General features: G+C 75.0%; 21 protein-coding genes. 6 read left to right on the forward strand and 15 right to left on the reverse strand.

The window, feature by feature from the left end; genetic code table 11:
* Positions 1-26 precede the first annotated feature (26 nt).
* Together alc and IH54_RS0118365 are read right to left on the reverse strand one after the other, a co-directional pair.
* Positions 27-1,286, reverse strand: coding sequence for an allantoicase (gene alc / locus IH54_RS0118360; RefSeq protein WP_078862322.1), 1,260 nt, complete (start codon positions 1,284-1,286; stop codon positions 27-29).
* Between the two features lie 115 nt (positions 1,287-1,401).
* Positions 1,402-2,376: an AraC family transcriptional regulator gene (locus IH54_RS0118365; RefSeq protein ID WP_031518098.1), complete on the reverse strand. Its 975-nt coding sequence runs from the start codon at positions 2,374-2,376 to the stop codon at positions 1,402-1,404.
* An 87-nt stretch (positions 2,377-2,463) separates the two neighbouring features.
* Here IH54_RS0118365 and IH54_RS47935 point away from each other — a divergent pair, with 87 nt between their 5' ends.
* Entirely contained in the window at positions 2,464-3,237 is a 774-nt protein-coding gene (locus tag IH54_RS47935; RefSeq protein ID WP_324607804.1) for a DUF1772 domain-containing protein, read from the forward strand.
* A gap of 112 nt (positions 3,238-3,349) precedes the next feature.
* Positions 3,350-4,201 carry an alpha/beta fold hydrolase gene (locus tag IH54_RS0118375; RefSeq protein ID WP_052397598.1) on the forward strand — a complete coding sequence of 284 codons (852 nt, stop codon included), beginning with the start codon at positions 3,350-3,352 and terminating at the stop codon, positions 4,199-4,201.
* Between the two features lie 379 nt (positions 4,202-4,580).
* Here the strand turns inward: IH54_RS0118375 and IH54_RS0118380 are convergent, their stop codons facing one another.
* Together IH54_RS0118380 and IH54_RS0118385 are read right to left on the reverse strand one after the other, a co-directional pair.
* Positions 4,581-5,393, reverse strand: coding sequence for a crotonase/enoyl-CoA hydratase family protein (locus IH54_RS0118380; protein WP_234343598.1), 813 nt, complete (start codon positions 5,391-5,393; stop codon positions 4,581-4,583).
* Positions 5,394-5,416: 23 nt separating this feature from the next.
* Positions 5,417-5,989 carry a helix-turn-helix domain-containing protein gene (locus IH54_RS0118385; protein WP_078862323.1) on the reverse strand — a complete coding sequence of 191 codons (573 nt, stop codon included), beginning with the start codon at positions 5,987-5,989 and terminating at the stop codon, positions 5,417-5,419.
* Between the two features lie 78 nt (positions 5,990-6,067).
* On the opposite strand from IH54_RS0118385, the gene IH54_RS44590 reads away from it, so the two are divergent.
* The 3 genes from IH54_RS44590 (at position 6,068) to IH54_RS0118400 (ending at position 8,339) form a co-directional block, all read left to right on the forward strand.
* On the forward strand, positions 6,068-6,778 hold the full coding sequence (locus tag IH54_RS44590) for an AzlC family ABC transporter permease (RefSeq protein ID WP_043181422.1): 711 nt from the start codon (positions 6,068-6,070) through the stop codon (positions 6,776-6,778).
* Positions 6,775-7,098 carry an AzlD domain-containing protein gene (locus IH54_RS44595; RefSeq protein WP_031518111.1) on the forward strand — a complete coding sequence of 108 codons (324 nt, stop codon included), beginning with the start codon at positions 6,775-6,777 and terminating at the stop codon, positions 7,096-7,098. The genes IH54_RS44590 and IH54_RS44595 overlap by 4 nt, the downstream gene beginning before the upstream one ends.
* A 143-nt stretch (positions 7,099-7,241) precedes the next feature.
* On the forward strand, positions 7,242-8,339 hold the full coding sequence (locus tag IH54_RS0118400) for a phosphatidylinositol-specific phospholipase C domain-containing protein (RefSeq protein WP_234343599.1): 1,098 nt from the start codon (positions 7,242-7,244) through the stop codon (positions 8,337-8,339).
* 30 nt (positions 8,340-8,369) lie between these two features.
* Here IH54_RS0118400 and IH54_RS0118405 read toward each other — a convergent pair whose 3' ends face one another.
* The 9 genes from IH54_RS0118405 to IH54_RS0118445 form a co-directional block, all read right to left on the reverse strand.
* Positions 8,370-8,762, reverse strand: a complete 393-nt coding sequence (locus IH54_RS0118405; RefSeq protein ID WP_031518115.1) for a nuclear transport factor 2 family protein — start codon at positions 8,760-8,762, stop codon at positions 8,370-8,372.
* A gap of 235 nt (positions 8,763-8,997) precedes the next feature.
* Complete coding sequence (locus tag IH54_RS0118410; RefSeq protein ID WP_107060195.1) at positions 8,998-9,927, reverse strand: L,D-transpeptidase family protein; 930 nt, start codon at positions 9,925-9,927, stop codon at positions 8,998-9,000.
* A gap of 111 nt (positions 9,928-10,038) precedes the next feature.
* Entirely contained in the window at positions 10,039-10,734 is a 696-nt protein-coding gene (locus tag IH54_RS0118415; protein ID WP_031518119.1) for an alpha/beta hydrolase, read from the reverse strand.
* 38 nt (positions 10,735-10,772) lie between these two features.
* Positions 10,773-11,501 carry an SRPBCC family protein gene (locus IH54_RS0118420; RefSeq protein ID WP_031518121.1) on the reverse strand — a complete coding sequence of 243 codons (729 nt, stop codon included), beginning with the start codon at positions 11,499-11,501 and terminating at the stop codon, positions 10,773-10,775.
* A 25-nt stretch (positions 11,502-11,526) separates the two neighbouring features.
* The gene (locus IH54_RS0118425) at positions 11,527-12,072 is read right to left on the reverse strand and encodes a dihydrofolate reductase family protein (protein ID WP_031518124.1); all 546 of its coding nucleotides are present in this window, start codon (positions 12,070-12,072) and stop codon (positions 11,527-11,529) included.
* Complete coding sequence (locus IH54_RS0118430; RefSeq protein WP_031518127.1) at positions 12,069-12,695, reverse strand: ArsR/SmtB family transcription factor; 627 nt, start codon at positions 12,693-12,695, stop codon at positions 12,069-12,071. The genes IH54_RS0118425 and IH54_RS0118430 overlap by 4 nt, the downstream gene beginning before the upstream one ends.
* An 84-nt stretch (positions 12,696-12,779) precedes the next feature.
* On the reverse strand, positions 12,780-13,526 hold the full coding sequence (locus tag IH54_RS0118435; protein ID WP_031518128.1) for a Mut7-C RNAse domain-containing protein: 747 nt from the start codon (positions 13,524-13,526) through the stop codon (positions 12,780-12,782).
* Positions 13,527-13,628: 102 nt separating this feature from the next.
* Entirely contained in the window at positions 13,629-14,057 is a 429-nt protein-coding gene (tsaA, locus tag IH54_RS0118440) for a tRNA (N6-threonylcarbamoyladenosine(37)-N6)-methyltransferase TrmO (protein WP_031518130.1), read from the reverse strand.
* A gap of 181 nt (positions 14,058-14,238) precedes the next feature.
* Positions 14,239-15,069 carry an exodeoxyribonuclease III gene (locus tag IH54_RS0118445; RefSeq protein WP_107060196.1) on the reverse strand — a complete coding sequence of 277 codons (831 nt, stop codon included), beginning with the start codon at positions 15,067-15,069 and terminating at the stop codon, positions 14,239-14,241.
* Between the two features lie 85 nt (positions 15,070-15,154).
* Between IH54_RS0118445 and IH54_RS0118450 the strand changes: the two genes are divergently transcribed.
* A complete protein-coding gene (locus tag IH54_RS0118450; RefSeq protein ID WP_043181426.1) occupies positions 15,155-15,664 on the forward strand; it encodes a GNAT family N-acetyltransferase in 510 nt (169 codons plus the stop codon).
* Positions 15,665-15,727: 63 nt separating this feature from the next.
* Here IH54_RS0118450 and IH54_RS0118455 read toward each other — a convergent pair whose 3' ends face one another.
* Positions 15,728-15,973, reverse strand: a complete 246-nt coding sequence (locus IH54_RS0118455) for a hypothetical protein (RefSeq protein WP_031518136.1) — start codon at positions 15,971-15,973, stop codon at positions 15,728-15,730.
* A gap of 168 nt (positions 15,974-16,141) precedes the next feature.
* Entirely contained in the window at positions 16,142-17,377 is a 1,236-nt protein-coding gene (locus IH54_RS0118460; RefSeq protein WP_063762325.1) for a M14 family zinc carboxypeptidase, read from the reverse strand.
* Positions 17,378-17,498 lie beyond the last annotated feature (121 nt).

Consider the following 17,498-nt stretch of genomic DNA (forward strand, 5'->3'; position numbering starts at 1 on the left):
TACCCGGCCGCGTAGGTGCGCCGCCGTCAGGAGAGCGCGGTGTGGCGGGCCGCGAGCCGCCGGGCGCCCTGCTCGGTGAGCGACCCGTGCAGACGCAGCCGGGCGACCCCGCCGTCCGGGAAGATGTCGAGCCGGGCGTGGGTGGCGGGCACCGGGGCCGTCAGGAAGCGGTGGACGGTGTCCGGCTGGAGCCGTACGCGGTCCAGGAGCCGCGTCCAGGAGCCTTCGGCCGCGCTGTTGTCGCCGTTGCCGGCGTTGTCGCCGTTCCCGTCGTCCGGGGCGTCCTTGACCCACAGCTCCGCCCAGCCTGCGGCGTTGCCCTTCAGACAGCCGGTGTCGATCTCGACGGCGCGGATCTCGCCCTGCTCCGCGAGGCGGTAGCCGATCCAGTCGTGCCCGGTGTCGCGGCGCCGCCGGGTCTCCCAGGCCTCGTCCATCCGCTGCGGGCGGCCGGGCAGCAAGGTGTTCTCGGGCGGCGAGTAGAAGCGGTCGGAGGCGTCCAGCACCGTGCCGCCGTTCTCCAGCGCCGCCAGGTCGAACGTCCCGAGCGCCGCGAGCCACGCCGGGTCGGGCACCACCTCGCCGAGCACCCGCAGCCGGGCGACGCCCCCGTCCGGGTGCTGGCGCAGCCGCAGATGGGTGAAGCGGCGCCCGTGGTGGACGGCGAAGACGTTCTCGGCGTGGCCGCCCACGGGCGCGTGCCCGATCAGCTCCGTCCAGCGCACCGCCGGGTCGAGCAGCTCCTCCGGCGCGGCCGTGGGGTCGGCGGCGACCGCGTCCACGGACACCGCCTGCGGGTGGTTGCCGCGGAAGTGGGCGGTGTCGACGACGACCGCGCGGATGACACCCGGCGCGCCGAGCCGGACCAGCGCCCAGTCGTGGTCGCCGGGCTGCGGGTGCGGGAGGTGGGCCGAGGGGCCGCGCCGCCGCCGGGTCTCCCAGCCGTCCATGACCTTGCCCTTGTGCCCGAAGCGCTCCGGGTCGAAGGCGGCGGGGGCGCGCAGCAGCAGGTTCTCGCGCTCGGCGAAGAATTCGTCACCGGCGGCCATGACCCCGGCGCCGAGTCTGCGGTCGGCCAGGTCCACGAGCCCGGCGAGGTCCGCGCGTGCTCCGTCTGCCGCGCGGTAGTCGGCGTAGGGGTTGCCGCCGCTGTAGGGGAGGGCGCCGCCGGTGAAGCCGGTCAGCGGGGTGAAGGCCCCCGCGGCGCCCGCTTCCGTACCCGTGCCTGAACGCGTGCCTGAACCCGCGCGCGCGCCCGTGTCCGTTCCCGTGCCTTCGTGCGTCATGCCGTCCCGCCCCTTCCGTGGTGTCCGCTCGCTGGTCCGTGCTCCCGTGCGTGTGCTCCTGTGCGTGTGCTCCTGTGCGTGTGCTCCTGTGCGTCCGCTTGCGTACCGCCGCGGGTTACGAGGCCGCCGCGGTACGTTCCCGGTACTGCTGCGGGCTGATGCCGCGTACCCGCTTGAAGGCCGCGCTGAGCGCGAAGGGGCTGCCGTAGCCGACCCGGCGGGCGACCGCCGCGATCGTCGCGTCCGGCTCGCGCAGCAGGTCGGCGGCCAGCGCGAGCCGCCAGCCGGTGAGGTAGGCCATGGGCGGCTCGCCGACCAGCTCGGTGAAGCGGCGGCCGAGCGCGGCCCGGGAGACGCCGGTGCGCGCGGCGAGGTCCGCGACCGTCCAGGGGTGCGCGGGGTCGTCGTGCAGCAGCCGCAGCGCGGGCCCGACGACCGGGTCGGCCTGCGCGGCGAACCATGCGGGGGCCGCGGCCTCGGGGCGCGCGAACCAGGCCCGCAGCACCGCGATGAGCAGCAGGTCCAGCAGCCGGTCGAGCACCACCTCCTGGCCGGGCTCGTCGCGTACGACCTCGTCGTTGAGAAGCGCGGGCAGCGGGCTGGACCACGCCGCGGCGGACAGCACCAGCACGCGCGGCAGCGCGGACAGCAGCCGGCCGCCGATCTCACCGCCCATCTCGTACGTGCCGGTGACCAGGACGCCGCAGCCGGGCGGCAGTTGGCCGGGCCGGGCGGGATCGGCGGGGGCGTCGCCCCAGGTGCGCACCCCGAGGTCCATCCGCTCGCACAGCTCGACACCGTCGGCGGTGGTGGACACCTGCCCGGGGTGGATGACGATCCGCGGCTCGGTGTCCGGGTCGCCCGCGACGGTGTACGGCTCGGGGCCGCGCACCACGGCGATGTCGCCGGGGTGCAGCGGGCGCGCGGGGACGCCCTCGGTGCGTATCCAGGCGTCGTTCTGCACGACGTGCACGAGCGTCAGCGGCGCCCGGTCGGCGATCCGGAGCGACCAGGGCGGGGTGAGGACGGAGCGCAGCAGGAAGGCGCCGTGCGCGCGGGGACCGTCCAGCAGGCTGGCCAGGGCATCCATGCGCACAGCCTAGGCGTGGACGCACGCGTATGCGGATGAGCTTTTCGGCGATGGCCGGGCGGCGGGGCGCGCCGATTGACTGAGGTCATGACGCAGACGCCGCAGATGTCCCCGGCCCAGCCCGCCCCGTACGCGCCGTTGACGCGACCGGCCCAGCCCGCGCCGGTCGCGCCGTTGACGCCCCCGTCCCAGCCCGCGCCCGTCGCGCACCCCACGCAGTCCGCCCCGTACGCGCCGCCGCTGCCCACCACCGGCTCGGCCCCGTACGCGTCGCCGATGTCCCCGGTCCCCGCCGCCGGGCGGTGGGCGCCCGTGCCCCGGCCCGACAGCCACCCGACCACCCGAGGAGCTGCCGTGAACGGCACCCTGAGCGGCCTCGTGCTGCTCGCAGCGACCCTGACCACCGGCCTGATGGCCGGGCTCTACTTCGCCTTCTCGGTGGCCGTGATGCCGGGCCTCGGCAAGTCGGGCGACCGCACGCTCGTGGAGGCGATGCAGCGCATCAACGTCGCGATCCTCAACGGCTGGTTCACCCTCGCCTTCGGCGGCGCGCTGGTGCTCGGCATCGTCGCGGCGGTGCTGCACCGCGGCGGCGCCGGGCGCCCGGCACTGCAGTGGATCATCGCCGGCGTGGTGCTCTACGCACTGTCGCTGCTGATCACCATGGGCTTCAGCGTGCCGCTCAACAACAAGCTCGCGGACGCGGGCGCGCCCGGGCGCATCCACGACGTCGCGGCGGTCCGGGCAGGCTTCGAGTCCGCGTGGATCCACTGGAACATCGCGCGGACCCTGGCCTGCACCGCCGCACTGGGCTGCCTGGCCTGGGCGATGCGGGTGGCGGCCGGCGCCGGCCGGGCATGAGCCCCGGGCCGCCGGGCCCCGCCGGCGGCCTGCCCGGCGGCCTGCTGGGCGACGCGCCCGGCGATCGTGCGCGATGCCCGCGGAGCGCGACGCGGCGCCGACAATGGGCGGCATGACCATTCCTGATGCGCAATCACCTCGCACGGACGGCCCCGTCACCGCAGGAGTGTCGCTGCTGCCGCTGGACGGCGGCGCCATCCACGTCTGCCAGGACGGCCCCCGCGACGCCCCGGCCCTGCTGCTCGTGCACGGGTCCGGGGCGTCCTCGCTGTCGTGGCAGGCGATGGTGCCGCCGCTGGCCGCCGCCCACCGCGTCGTCCGGATCGACCTGCTGGGCCACGGGCGGTCCGCGCAGCCGGCGGACGGCGCGTACGGCATCCCGGAGCAGGCCGACCGGGCGGCGCGGGTGCTGGAGCTGCTGGACGCCGGGCCGGCGGTGGTCGTGGGCCACTCCAGCGGCGGTTACACCGCGGTCGCCCTCGCCGAGCGGCACCCCGGGCTGGTGCGCGGGCTGGTCCTCGTCAACACCGGTCCGCACCGCGACGCCCTCACCGCCCAGGACGCCGCCGCAGCCGGCGCGCAGGTGCGGTGGCCGCCGACCGACGAGGAGATCCGGGCCTTCTCCGGCGGCAGCTTCCCCGAGGGCAGCGACGCGCCGCGGATACTGGCCGAGGAGCTGCGACTGATGAGCTTCCGCTCCTTCCTCACGACCATGCGCGCCTCCTACGGCTATCTGGCGGAGCAGCCGGTGCCGGAGCGGCTGGCGGCCCTCGGCACGCCGGTGCAGGTGGTCTACGGGGAGCAGGACGGGCGCTGGGTGCCCGCGTCGTACGGCGACTACCGGGCGGTGCCCGGGGTCCGCGTCGATCCGCTGCCGGGCGTGGGGCACACGTCGATCCTGGAGGCGCCGGAACGGGTCGCCGAGCTGGTGCTGTCCTTCGCCGCCGGCCTCGGGGACCGCTGAGCGGGGCGGCGGGTTTCACAGGGTCGCTCCCCTGCCGGGCGGCGCGGGGCATCGGGGCGGGGCAGCAGTCGCGGGTGGACTGCACGCGGCCGGCGGGTGCGAAGGCGGCCCTGTGGTGGCTGCGCCGCCATCCTTCGGTGCGCGCGCTGGACTTCCTGCCCTCAATGCACCGCCAGGAGCGCGTCAACTGGCAGGTGCGCTTCATCGAGGGCGGCATGACGGCGGACGAGCGGGCCCCCTTCGGCCGCGCGCCGGCCACGCCGGCGCACGGCCTCGGCGCGGGCGAGCGGCGGGCGTGGGCGGCGGGGTCCGGCTCCCGGCGGCGGGGCCGGGGCTCACGCACGGAGCCCTCGGGCCCCGGCCGCCGGGCGGCCTCGGGTCAGCCGCCGAACGCGCCGTGCCGCCCCTCCCCCGCGGTGAAGCGGGCCACGCCCTGCGCCGCCTCGGCCAGTGAGGTCCGCCCGTGCGCCAGCTCGACGGCCAGGGCCTCGGCCTCCGGCAGCCCCTCCTGCTCCAGCAAGGCCAGCCGGTCCTGGCGCAGGCACGTCTGCGGGAAGGCAGCGATGCCGGCGGCCAGTTGCTCGGCCGCCTCGCGCGCGGTGCCGTCCGGCACGACACGGTCGGCCAGGCCGATGGCCAGCGCCTCAGCGGCGTCCACCGGGCGGCCGGTGAGCACCAGGTCCATGGCCCGGCCCGCGCCGACGAGCCGGGGCAGCCGCACCGTGCCGCCGTCGACCAGCGGGACTCCCCAGCGGCGGCAGAAGACACCGAGGACGGCCGACTCCTCGACGACCCGCAGATCGCACCACAGGGCCAGCTCCAGCCCGCCCGCCACCGCGTGGCCCGCGACGGCCGCGATCACCGGCTTGCCGAGCCGCATCCGGGTCGGGCCCATCGGCCCGTCGCCGTCCGGGCCCCGCGCGCCCGCCGGGTCGGTGACGCGGTTTCCGCGCGCGGTACCGACGGCCGTGAGGTCTGCGCCGGAGCAGAACGTGCCGCCCTCCCCCCAGAGCACGGCGACGGACGCGTCCTCGTCGGCCTCGAAGGCCCGGAAGGCGTCGGCCAGCGCGCGTGCTGTCGGGCCGTCCACCGCGTTGCGCACCGCGGGGCGGGACAGCACGACCGTGGTCACCGGGCCGTTCCGCTCACTGCGCACGGCGGGCCGGTCCCGCTCCTCTGACGGCTCGGGCACGGCGGCTCCCTGCGCTCGGCGGATCAGCGGTGCTCCTGGACGAGCACGGCCGAGGTGCCCGGCTCCAGGGCCCGGAAGACATGGGCGAGATCGCCCGGATAAGCGATGTAGTCGCCCGGCCCGATCTCCACGGGCTCCTCCGCGACACCGACGAGCGCCCGTCCGGTGCTGAGCACCACGTGCTCCACGACCCCCGGCATGTGCGGGTCGGACTCCCGCGCGCTGCCGGGCTGGGCGGTCACCAGGTAGATGTCGCGCCGGATGCCGGGCGGTGACGACGCGAGCAGCACCGCGACGTACTCGGCCCGCTCGGCGGCGAACGCCGGCCCCTCGCCGGCCCTGATGACCTGCACCTGGGGCCGCGGCGGCTCCACGAGCTGGGCGAAGGGCACGTCGAGGGTGACGCTGAGCGCCCACAACGTCTCCACGCTGGGGTTGCCCGTGCCCGACTCCAGCTGGGACAGCGTCGACTTGGCGATGCCGGCCCGCCGCGCGACCTCGGCCAGCGACAGCCCGGCCCGCCGCCGCTCCCGCTGCAGCCCGGCCGCGATCACGTCCAGCGGCGGCCCGCCGCGCGGGATCCCGTCGTGCGGCACTTCCGCTCCTTCGTTCGCTCTATCGGTCGATGTGTTCGTCTTGACGAACGACACTCCTGGTGTTCAGTATAGGCGGCGATGCGTTCGATACAACGAACAAGACGGCTCCCCTTTCCCCAAGTCCCCGGCCTGGCCCGGGACATCGCCCTGGTCTGCGCCGCCGACGCGGTGGTCGGCGTGTCCTTCGGCGCCCTGTCCGTCGGCCTCGGACTGCCGCCCTGGCTCCCGGTGCTGCTGTCCGTGGTCGTCTTCGCGGGCGCGGCGCAGTTCCTCTTCGTCGGCCTGGTCGCGGCGGGCGGCAACCCGCTCGCGGCAGTGGCCGCCGGGCTCCTGGTGAACACCCGCCACCTCCCCTTCGGCTTCGCCGTGGGCGACGCCCTCGGCGCGGGATGGCCGCGCCGCATCGCCGGCAGCCATCTCATGGTCGACGAGACCGTGGCCTTCACCCTGGCGCAGCGCGACCCGCTGCACCGGCGCACCGCCTACTGGCTGTGCGGCACCGGCCTGTTCGCGAGCTGGAACGCCGGCGTACTGCTGGGCGTCTACGGCGGCCACGCCCTGCGCGACACCGATGCCCTCGGCCTCGACGCGGCCTTCCCCGCGGTGCTGGTCGCCCTGCTGCTCCCGTCCCTGCGCACCGCCGGCACCCGCCGGGCGGCGCTCACCGGCGCGCTGGTCGCGCTCGCCACCGCACCCTTCCTGCCCGCCGGACTGCCCGTCCTGCTCGCCCTCGCGGGTGTCGCCGCCGCGGAGCGCCGCCGCCCCGCCACCCCGGAGGACAACCGGTGAGCGGCAACGCACCGTTGCTGGCGGCCACCGCCGTACTCGGCGCGGGCACCTTCGCCTTCCGGTTCGCCGGACCCGCGCTGCGCTCCCGCGTCACCCTGCCGCCCGCGCTCGAACGCCTGCTGGCGACCGCCGTGGTCGTACTGCTCGCCGCACTCGTCGCCACCTCGGCGCTCACCGACGGGCACGCCCTCGCGGGCCCGGCCCGGCCCGCGGGTGTCGCCGTCGGCGCGCTGTGCGCCTGGCGCAAGGCCCCCTTTCTCGTCGTCGTCCTCGCCGCTGCGGCGGCCACCGCCGTGCTGCGCCTGCTCTCCGTCCCCTGACCCCGCCTCCACCCCGCCCCGCGAAGAGTTGGCCGAACTCGGAGGCGACAGCAGGAATGCAGGTCGTGTTACGTGTCATGTCTCCGTCGCTTCACGCCTGGGCGTCACCGTCCTGACGGAGAGCCATCCCCACAGGAGGACACGTGACCGGTCCGCTCACCCGCCGCCTTCCGCTCCGCCGCGCCACCGCGCGGGCAGGGCGTGCCGCACTGCTCGGCGTGCTCGCGGCATGCCTCGCCCTCACCGCCACCGGCCCGGCCGCGTCGGCCGCCGACACCGACGCGCTGCCGCTGTCCGGCGCCACCACGTCGGGCCTGCACAACAGTTACGACCCCGCCTCCTTCAGCTATCTCGCCCAGGCACTCGACACCGGCACCTCGATGATCGAGCTCGACGTCTGGGACGACTTCGTCACCCAGGAGTGGAAGGTCAGCCATTCCAACCCGCTGGGCAACAGCAACAACTGCGTCAACGCCAGTTCCGCCTCGCAGCTCTATTCAGGCGGCGCCAACAAGGACCTGGAGAGCTGCCTCGACGACGTACGGGTGTGGCTGGGCGCCCACCCCGGCCACGGCCCGCTGTTCGTCAAGCTGGAGATGAAGGCCGGTTTCCAGGCGACCTTCGGCATGAGCCCGGCCAAGCTCGACCAGTCGATCAGCGCCCACCTCGGCAGCCTGGTCTTCAAGCCCGCCGACCTGCTCGCCAAGCCGGGCGGCGGCCAGTACGCCACCCTCGACGAGGCCGCGACAGCCGGCAACTGGCCCACCCGCGCCCAACTCGCGGGCAAGGTTGTGCTGGAGGTCATCCCCGGCACGGTCGAGGAGGCCAACCCGACCGACTCGCTGTGGACCGACAGCGAGTACGCCGGCTACCTGCGGGACCTGCACTCCCAGGGCAAGACCTCGCAGGCCAACGTCTTCCCCTCGGTCCACACCGCCCAGGCAGGCGACCCCCGCACCCGCTACTCCGACACCTCCCTGCGTCCGTGGTTCGTGGCCTTCGACGGTGACGCGGCCGCCTATCTCAACGGCAGCATCGACACCTCCTGGTACGACACCCACCACTACCTGCTCTTCATGACCGACGCGCAGAACGTGGCGCCCGCACTGGACGACGTGAACCCCGCGCCCGCCGACGCGCAGGCCAGGGTCGCCCAGCTGGCCAAGGCCCACGCCACGGTCGCCTCCAACGACTGGCGCGGCCTCACCCAGGTCCAGTCGACCGTGCTGCCACGCGGCTGAGCCCGCCCGCCGGGCCGCCCCGCCCGGCGGTCAGTCGTCCTCCAGCCCGCTGCGGCACCCGGTCGGGCTGAGGTGCACAGCGGCCAGCCTCCACTGTGCGCCGTCCGCGACGATCATCTGCGTGACGCGGAAATGGCCGTCCGCGTCACGCCCGTCGTAGATGCTCTGCTGCCCCTGCACCCCCACCGCGACCGCCGCCGGGCCGTACCTGCGCACCGTCACGTCCTCCCAGGTGAAGGAGTCGTGTATGAGCGCGCCCGAGGCGTAGCGGTCTATCCACTGCTTCTTGTCGAGCACGAAGCCCTGCGGGCCGACCGCCGTGAAGTCGTCGGTGAGCAGCGCTTCCAGCGCCGCGGTGTCCCCGCGCCGCTCCGCCTCGGCCCAGCGCCGTGCGAAGTCGGTCAGTTCCCGGTCGTCGTCCATGCCGTTGCCTCCCTTGCACCCGGGGACGTCGGGCGATCCGTCCTGCCTTCAAGACTCCCGGAACGGCGCGGACGTGACATCGGCCCACGGCATGGTTTCCCGCTACTCCCCCGGTCAGCGACGTCACCGGGACGGCGTACTCCCCCAGGAGTAACCGAGCAGCGGCCGTCAGACCCGGAACTGACACCGCGTCGGGCCCGTGGGCCCGCGACCTGCGGGTCCGCCGGTGGAGGGACTACGCGGACAGCGAGCCGCGGTCGCCCATCACGATGACCGGATGATCGGCCGGGAGCAGGGTGTGCAGCAGCTCGACCATGTGGGCCGCCGAGATGCTGACGCAGCCGTGCGTGGGCCCGCCGTGGTCGACGTGCACCCAGATGCCGCCGCCGCGGCTCGCGCCGAGCGGCTGACTGCCGTCGAGCGGGGAGTTGCCGGGCACGCGGTTGTAGTCGATCGCGATGACGTAGTCGAAGGCCTCGTCGAGCGCCTCCCCGTCGAAGCCGACACCGCCCGCGCGGAAGCGGCTGTCGTGGTGGTAGGGCAACTTCGTGCCCGGGTCGGGCTCGAACCCGCCCGCGTCGCTGAGGGTGAAGACGCCGATCGGGCTGTGCAGGTCGTTCGAGTGGTGGGTGGCGGTCCAGCCGTGCAGCGCGTTGTGCGCGGGCCAGGCGGCGCCGGGCAGCCAGCGGCCGTTGGCGGCCCTGGTCCACAGCGTGACGACCGTGTCGGAGGAGTCCTTCGCCGCGCCCGAGGCGACCAGCACCTGGCGGCTGGCGGCCGGGATCTCGGCGCGGGTCCTCGGGCCGAGGCCGGCGATGGCGGGCAGCGACCCGGGGGGCGACACCGCCGGCGTCGCGGCGCCGGGCGGCGGCCCTTCGGCCCGCGCGGGCACCCCGGCGTGCGGGGCGGCGGCACCGCGGTCCTTCGCCGTCGTGACGGAGTGCCGGGTGACGGCCAGGTAGCCCGTCCCCGCGGCGGCGATCAAAGCCACCCCGGCGGCGATCACGGCCCCGGTGCGCCACGCGCGGCGGCGCGGCCTGCGGTGCCTGTTGCGGCCCTGGTCCCCGTGGTTCCCGCTTCCGCCGCCCGACCCGCCGGAGGCCTGAGGTGCGGGCCCGGGGTCGTGCCGTCGGTCGGCGTACGCGTCGGAGGGAGTGGCAGTCATCGGTACGATCCTCGCAAACACCCGGCTCTCACCCGTCACCCAGCCCCCGTGGGCGCCCGTTTTGCCCTGCGTATCCACATTCGCACCCATGGCGGGCGAAGAGCGGCAGCATCACGCCTCGTCGAGCAACTGTGCCGTCAGTTCACGCGGACGGCTGAGGGCGAGCAGATGCCCGCCGGGCATGACCTCGACGTCGATGCCGAGCCGGTCGCGCACCACTTCCCGCTGGAATTCCAGCGGGAAGAACCGGTCGTCGCGGCCCTGGACGAACCGGGTCGGCACGTCCGGCCAGCCGGCCCGCGGCCAGGGCTGGACGAAGAGCGCGGGCGGCGGCCCGGACTGCGGCGCCGCGAGCGCCTCCTCGGTCACCTCGGGCGGCACGTCGTGGAAGAAGTCGGTCCGCGGGTCGAACTCGGCGTCCGGGTCCCGCCCGGTCGCCGTCGCGTACGCGGCCCTGGCCGCGGGCTGCCCGGTGTTGCCCCACCACGCCCCCGCGGTCTCACCCGGCCGGGGAACCATCGCGTTGACCAGGACGATGCGGTCGACCGGGATCTGCCGGTCGACCACCAGCGGGGCCGAGAAACCGCCGAGGGACTGCGCGACCAGCACGACCGGGGCCGGGGGCGGCGGCGCCGCGTCGCGCACGGCCGCCGCGATCGCGTCCGCGAAGGCGTCGAGGTCGGCCGCCTCGTCGTCGGGCAGGTCCACGTCGACCACGGTGTGGCCCCGGTCGCGCAGTTCCCGCGCGACCAGGTGCCAATACCAGGCCTTGCCGTCCGCGCCGGGAACGAGCACATATGTCGCCATGGCGACACCGTACCGCCATCGGGGCGGCCGACCGGACGTCAGGAGTACGCGCGGTCCAGCCAGTCGGCGACCTCGGCGGCGGTCTTCGCCGCGTCCGCGCCGGGGGCGAAGGCGTGCACGGCGACGCCGACGGTCGCGCCCCAGTGGTTGCGGCCGAAGAAGCGGTACATCGCGTCGGCCGTGCGCAGTCCGATGAAATACGGACTGCGGTGGTCGAGGACGGCCGCCGTGCGGCCGACGCCCGGGAGGTCGGCCTCCACCTCGGTGCCCGGCGCCGCTCCGGGCGGCAGCCCGAGCGCCCGCGCGGCCCTCTCCAGCGCGTCGGGGGCCCCGGCCGCGGCCGGGCCGTCGGCGGCGGCGAAGACGGCGGGGCGGCCGCGGAAGTGCGCCAGGTACTGGCGCAGGGTGTGCAGGTAGAAGTCGGTGTGGCGGTTGGCCCCGTCGTACTGGCCGCCCCAGTCGTCGACGAAGATGCCGCTGTGCACGTAGCGCACCCAGGAGCCGCCCTGCCCGCGCGGCTCGATGAGATGGTCGAGCTCGTTGCGGAGCTGGCCGTACTCGCCGCCTGGGGTCTCGCTGAGGGCGGTGACCCGGTGCGGCGGGTCCCAGGCGGTGACGGTGCCGCCGGCGGAGGCGGCCCCGCCCTCGCGGGGCTCGTACTCCAGCGGGAAGAGCCACCCCGCGGTGCCGGTGGTGACGGCGGCGAAGACGTCCTCGGGGGGCGCCTCGACCTCGAACTCGCGCACGATCTCGAACGGCACGGACATGGTGCTGCCCTTCTCCTTCGCCGGTTCAGCCGCGCACGGGCGCGTACACGACGTGGTGCACTCCCGAGCCGAACGTCTCGGACCGCACGACCGTCAGCGGCGTGGTGGGCAGGCCGTCCTGGAAGAGCCGCTTGCCGTGCCCGACCACGACGGGGTCGATGAGCAGGTCGATCTCGTCCACCAGCCCGGCGGCGAGCAGCCACTGCACCAGAGTCGCACTCCCCGTGCAGGTGATGGCCTTGCCGTCCTGTTCCTTCAGACGGGTGACGGCCTCGTACGGGTCACCCCCGATAATGGTGGAGTTGTTCCACTCGGCCTTGTCGAGGCTGCGCGAGACGACGTATTTGGCCACGCCGTTCATGTGGTCGGCGCCGGGCTCCCCCTCCATCGCCGGCCAGGCGGCGGCGAAGCCCTCGTACGTGACACGGCCGAGCAGCAACGCGTCGGTGGCGTCCATGGACGCGCTGACGGCGCGGGCCATGTCGTCGTCGAAGTAGGGCCCGTGCCATTCGTTCGGCGCCTCCATGACGCCGTCCGCGGTCAGGAACTCACTGACGATCAGCTTTCTCATGGTGCGTGCTCCTCGGTGCCGTCGATCTGTGCCAGGGTGCCGGGCTTGAGCGTGGGGTGCAGGGCGACGACGACACGGTGCCGGCGCCCGCCCTCGGCATCCTCGTCGTGGTATTTCGCCATCAGCGCGCCGACCCCGCGGGTCAGCTCCTCGGCGAAGGCGGCGCGGTGGGCCGCGGAGGCGAAGCGCACCTCGCCGTCCAGCGCGTACGTGGCGACCGGCTGCCGGGCGCGGTCGGCGCCGGTGACCAGCGCCCCGACGTCCCGGACCAGGCGCGCGGCGAGCGCCAGCAGCCAGCGTGCGGACAGCTGGTCGCGGAAGCGGCCCGGGTCGGGCTGCACGGCGGCCAGCGCGGCCGGGGAGATGACGTACGAGGCAGCGGTGGCGCGCATCAGCCGCTCGGTGACGTTGCCCTTGCGGCGCTCACCCGCCAGCTCGACCAGTCCGTGCTTCTCCAGGGTCTTGAGGTGGTAGTTCACCTTCTGCCGCGGCAGCCCCACCCGTGTGGCCAGCATCGTCGCCGAGGCGGGCCCGGCGGCCAGCTCGGAGAGCAGCCGCGCCCTCGTCGGGTCGAGGGAGACGGCTGCCGCCTCCGCGTCCTCGATCACGCTCACGTCCAGCATGGCTCCACCCTTGCACCGAAAACTTTTTTTGTCCAGGGGAATGCAATTGTCGGCGCAAGGACCCGGAGGCAACGCCCGGCCGGGTCACCCGGCCCGGTGCCCGCGGCGCTCCGCGTGCTCGCGCAGCGCCCGGTCGACGACGGCCGCGAGCTCGGCGTGGTGGGCGCCGCGCCAGTAGACCCGGCCGCAGGCGGTGCACTCGGCGAAGACGTCGTAGGTTTTTCGGGTGCCGTCCGCGAGGCGGTCGCGTACGGAGTCCTTGTCGGCGTCGCGCAGCTCGCCGTTGCAGGCGACGCAGCGCGTCCAGGGGGCGAGGACCGGATCGAAGCGGTCCAGCACGTCCTGCAGTTGCTCCTCGGGGCGGTCGCTGTAGACGTAGCCGCCCGCCCACAGCTCACGGCGGCGCAGCAGGCCGCGGTCGCGGGAGAGCAGCACGCGGCGCTCGTGGGCCGAGAGCGCGGCGAGGGCCGGGTCGCCGATGTCCTCGCTCTCGTAGGCCGCGTCCACGCCCAGCAGCCGCAGCCGACGGGCGAGCGTGCCCAGATGGACGTCGAGCAGGAAGCGCAGCGGCGCGCCGGGCACCTGCTGCGGGCGGACGACCGCGCGCACGTCGATCACCTCGCCCGCGGCGGGCACATGGCGGGCGGGCGCGTCGTGCCCGTCGACGGCGAGACCGCCCACCTCGGTCAGCGGGATGCCGAGCGACTCGACGACGTGCCCGAGCGAGGACGTGCCGTCCGTGGTCAGGGACAGGACCGCGGTACGGCGGTCGGACGGCAGGAAGAGGCGGAGGCCTTCGGGGATTCTGACGGTCACTTGTGGTCGGTTCACGGCGCCAGGATGCCACCGGCGCGGCGGACCGCCCCGGGCTTTTCCGGCCGCCCCGCACCGCCGCCCCGCACCGCCGGGCCTCGGCCCGTACGGGCTCCGCCGTCAGCGGTCGGCGATGTCGCCGAGCAGCGGTTTGATGTCGACGACCGGGGTGCCGTCCAGCGCTTCGAGGCCGGTCACCCGCAGCCGCGGCCCGTCCGGGGCCGGCTCGATCGCGGTGACCAGGACGCGGTGCAGCCCGACGGGGTTGGGACGGTCCGGGGAGCGGGTGGTGAAGACGCCCTGCGGCGCGCGGGCCGGGTCGCCGCGCGGGTGCACCACGAGCCGGCCGCGGTCGGCGCGGTCCAGCCAGGTCAGCACGAGGACCTCGGTGCCGGGCAGCAGGCCGCGCAGCCCCTCCGCCACGTCCGGCCGCAGCACCAGCCACGCGTCCGGCGCGCCCTCGTCGCCCTGCCGCGGCGCGTCCTCCCGTGCGACCAGCGGGGATTCGACCCGGCCGATCGGTTCGACGGCGTACGTCGCATCGCTCATGCGGTCCAGCCTATGCCGGGCGCGCTCCGCCGTGTGACGCGACGCCATCTGCCCCTGCAGCCGGTCGGCGTCGGCCACGGCCGCGGCCGCGGCGAACGCTCGGGGGCCTCCTGCGGGGGGTCGTGCCCGACCCGGCGAGAACGGTAGGCGGCACGGGCGGCGGCCGCCGGACGCGGGAGCGTCAGGTGGTGTACGTGACGGTGACCGGGGCGTGGTCGGACCAGCGTTCGGCGTAGGTCGCCGCGCGCTCCACGACGGCGGTGGCGGCCGCCGCGGCGAGCTTCGGAGTGGCCAGGTGGTAGTCGATGCGCCAGCCGGTGTCGCGGTCGAAGGCCTGGCCGCGGTAGGACCACCAGCTGTACGGGCCCTCCACGCCGGGGTGCAGCTGCCGCACGACGTCCGTCCAGCCGCCCTCGGCGCCGAGCAGGTCGGCGACCCAGGCGCGCTCCTCGGGGAGGAAGCCGGAGTTCTTGCGGTTGCCGCGCCAGTTGCGCAGGTCGGCCTCGGCGGGGGCGATGTTCCAGTCGCCGACGACCAGGGCGTGGCCGCCGGCCGCGCCGGCGCGGTCACGCAGGGCGTCGAGGTAGCTGCGGAATTCGGCCATGAAGCGGTATTTCGCGTCCTGCCGCTCGGTCTCCGCCTCGCCGGTGGGCAGGTAGAGGCTGCCGACGGTGAGGCCGGGACCGGAGCCGCCGGCCGTGCCGTCGCCCGGCAGGTCGACCTCCAGGTAGCGGCCGGAGGCGTCGTACTCGGCCGAGCCGAAGCCGACGCGCACGGCGGTCGGGGCCACCCGGGAGAGGATCGAGACGCCCGCCCGGCCCTTGGTGGCGGCGGGCGCGTGGTAGGCGTGCCAGCCGTCGGGGTCGCGCAGCTCGGCGGGGAGCTGGTCGGGTTCCGCGCGGACTTCCTGGAGGCAGACGACGTCGGCCGCCGTCCGTTCGAGCCAGGGCAGGAAGCCCTTGCGCGCGGCGGCCCGCAGTCCGTTCACGTTCACGGTGGTCACGATGGTCACCGCACGGACGATACCCGGAGCCGTCACCCGCCGGAAAGCGCGGGTCGTACACCTGTGCGACGAATTGTCGGACCCACCCTTTACGATGGCGGACGTGGAGATCAGGAAGACGCGATACGACGAGCCGGCCGCCGTCCGGCTCAACGAGCTGGTGCAGCAGGAGTACGCCGAGCGCTACGGCGAGGGTGATCTGACGCCGATGGCGGCCGACCACTTCGACCCGCCGCACGGGCTCTACCTGCTGGCGTACGACACCGACGGTGTGCCGGTGGCCAGCGGCGGCTGGCGCGCGCAGGACGCCTCGCCGGAGGGGCACGAGGACGGCGACGCGGAGATCAAGCGGATGTTCGTGGTGAAGGAGGCACGCGGACGGGGGCTGGCCCGGGCGATCCTCGCGGAGCTGGAGACGAGCGCCGCCGCGGCCGGGCGGACGCGGATGGTGCTGGAGACGGGGTCGCTGCAGCCGGAGGCGATATCCCTCTACACGTCCTGCGGCTATGTGCCCGTGGAGAAGTTCGGCTACTACCGCCACGAGGAGCTGAGCATCTGCATGGGCAAGCCGCTCGGCGTCACGCGGGCCGCGCCCGGCGCCTGAGGGGGCGACGGAGGCGGCGGAGGTGAGGCCGGGGGCGGCGGCCCGGCGGGCATCGGCCGGCGGTCAGCGGCGGCCCCGTGAGAGGCGCAGGAAGCGCCCGCACAGCCAGCCGATGACGTACGGGATGAGCAGCGCCAGCCACAGCGGCATGGTGACCTCGGGGATCAGCAGCCGGATCCGCACGTCACGGGTGTTCTCGAAGATGAAGACGAGCGCGAGGACGCCCAGCACCAGCACGACGATCCTGCCGGGCGTCAGCCGGTCGCGCAGGCCGCCGCGGGACGCCTGGTCGGACTTGTCGGGTGCCATACGCCCACCTGCCCTCGGCCGGGTCCGCTGCGGTACGCCCGCACTCCCTGCACCCCATGCTGCCCGGCGGGCGCGGCCGGCGCCGCCGGTGCGGGCGCGGAGTGCGCCGAACGGGTGAGGGTGTACGAGTTCGGCACGCGTGCGGGGGCGGCGGTGCGCCCGCGGCGGTCAGGCGGGCAGTTCCTCGTAGACGGCGAGCACGCTGCGCGCCTGCTGCTCGACCTGGTCGGCCACCGGCACCCACCGCGGGCGGTAGGCCCGCTCGTAGGCCTCGCACCAGGTGTCCACGAGCCGGGCGACCTGCGGGACGTCCGCGACCCGCCGGAGCATCGCGGCGGCCCGCAGCGGGATGCGCTGGGCGAAGACCTCGATGCTGGTCACCCGCGCGGTCGTCATGTCCGGCAACGGGGCCGCGTCCGGCGGCCGCACCGCCGGGTCCCACTCCGCGGTGAGCGCGGGCCCGAGCCCGACCAGCTCGCGTACGGTGCGCAGCGGCGCGCAGTCCGCGTCCTGGAGGCCCAGCCGCGGGAGCACGGCGTCCAGCACGCGCGCCACGGCCGGCAGGTCGCGGCGCAGCGCGGCCCCCGCCCTCCGCAGGGCGCGGTCCGCGTCGGGGTGCGGGGTGGTGTCCGCGCTGCGGTCGCACGCCCACATCGGCACCTCGACGATCGCGGTCACCCCGCGGTAGCGCTGGGCGTGCACCCACGTGGAGTGCGCGCCGTCACCGATCCCGGGGTCGCCGCACGGCGGCATCACGTAGACGCCCGGGCCCGGGCTCGGCCACTGGAAGGCGTCGGACGAACCGCTCTCCAGCGGGATGTCCAGCTCCGCCGCGGACTTGCCGATCCGCTCCGGCACCCCTGGCACCTCGCTGGTGAGCTGCACGAAGCTGCCGCCGACGTCGATCCCGTGCAGCGAGCACTGGAGCACCGGCCGCAGCGCGTCGAGGACGTCGACCAGCGCGCGTGTCTCCGGCAGCGCGGGGCCCGGGCCCGCTCCGCTCGCCGGCAGCCACTCGGGCTGCTCGGCGGTGCAGGGCCGGAAGAAGTGCTCGTAGTGGCCGCGCAGCGTGTACGGGCCCGAGAGCCAGGGCTCGTTGAGGGCGGCGCCGTCCGGGTCGATGCACAGCAGGAAGTGCCAGCTGCTGCCGTCGTCGTCGCCCTCGGCGCGCCGCCGGGCGATCATGCGGGCGAGCCGCAGGACGGTCGCGCCGCCGACGGCCGCCTCGTTGGCGTGCGGGCCGGCGACGACGAGGACGTTGCGCTCCCCGTGGCCGACCGAGAGCATCAGCAGCGGGCGGCCGGCCCGCGAGGTGCCCACTGCGCCCAACCGGCAGATCCCTGGGTAGCTCAGTGCGATCGCATGCGCACCTGCGGTGACCTCCGTGGTGGTCGGATAGCGCATCCCCGTCGTCCCCGTCACCGCAATCCCCCCATCGGTCCCGGGCGCGAAGGCGGGTGTCCCGGGACCGGCTCATGACATCGAGTGCGATCCCGTTAGTACGACACGGCGGTGCGGGGGTGTC

It is taken from the genome of Streptomyces sp. NRRL F-5123 (genome assembly GCF_000721495.1).
Classification (GTDB): domain Bacteria; phylum Actinomycetota; class Actinomycetes; order Streptomycetales; family Streptomycetaceae; genus Actinacidiphila.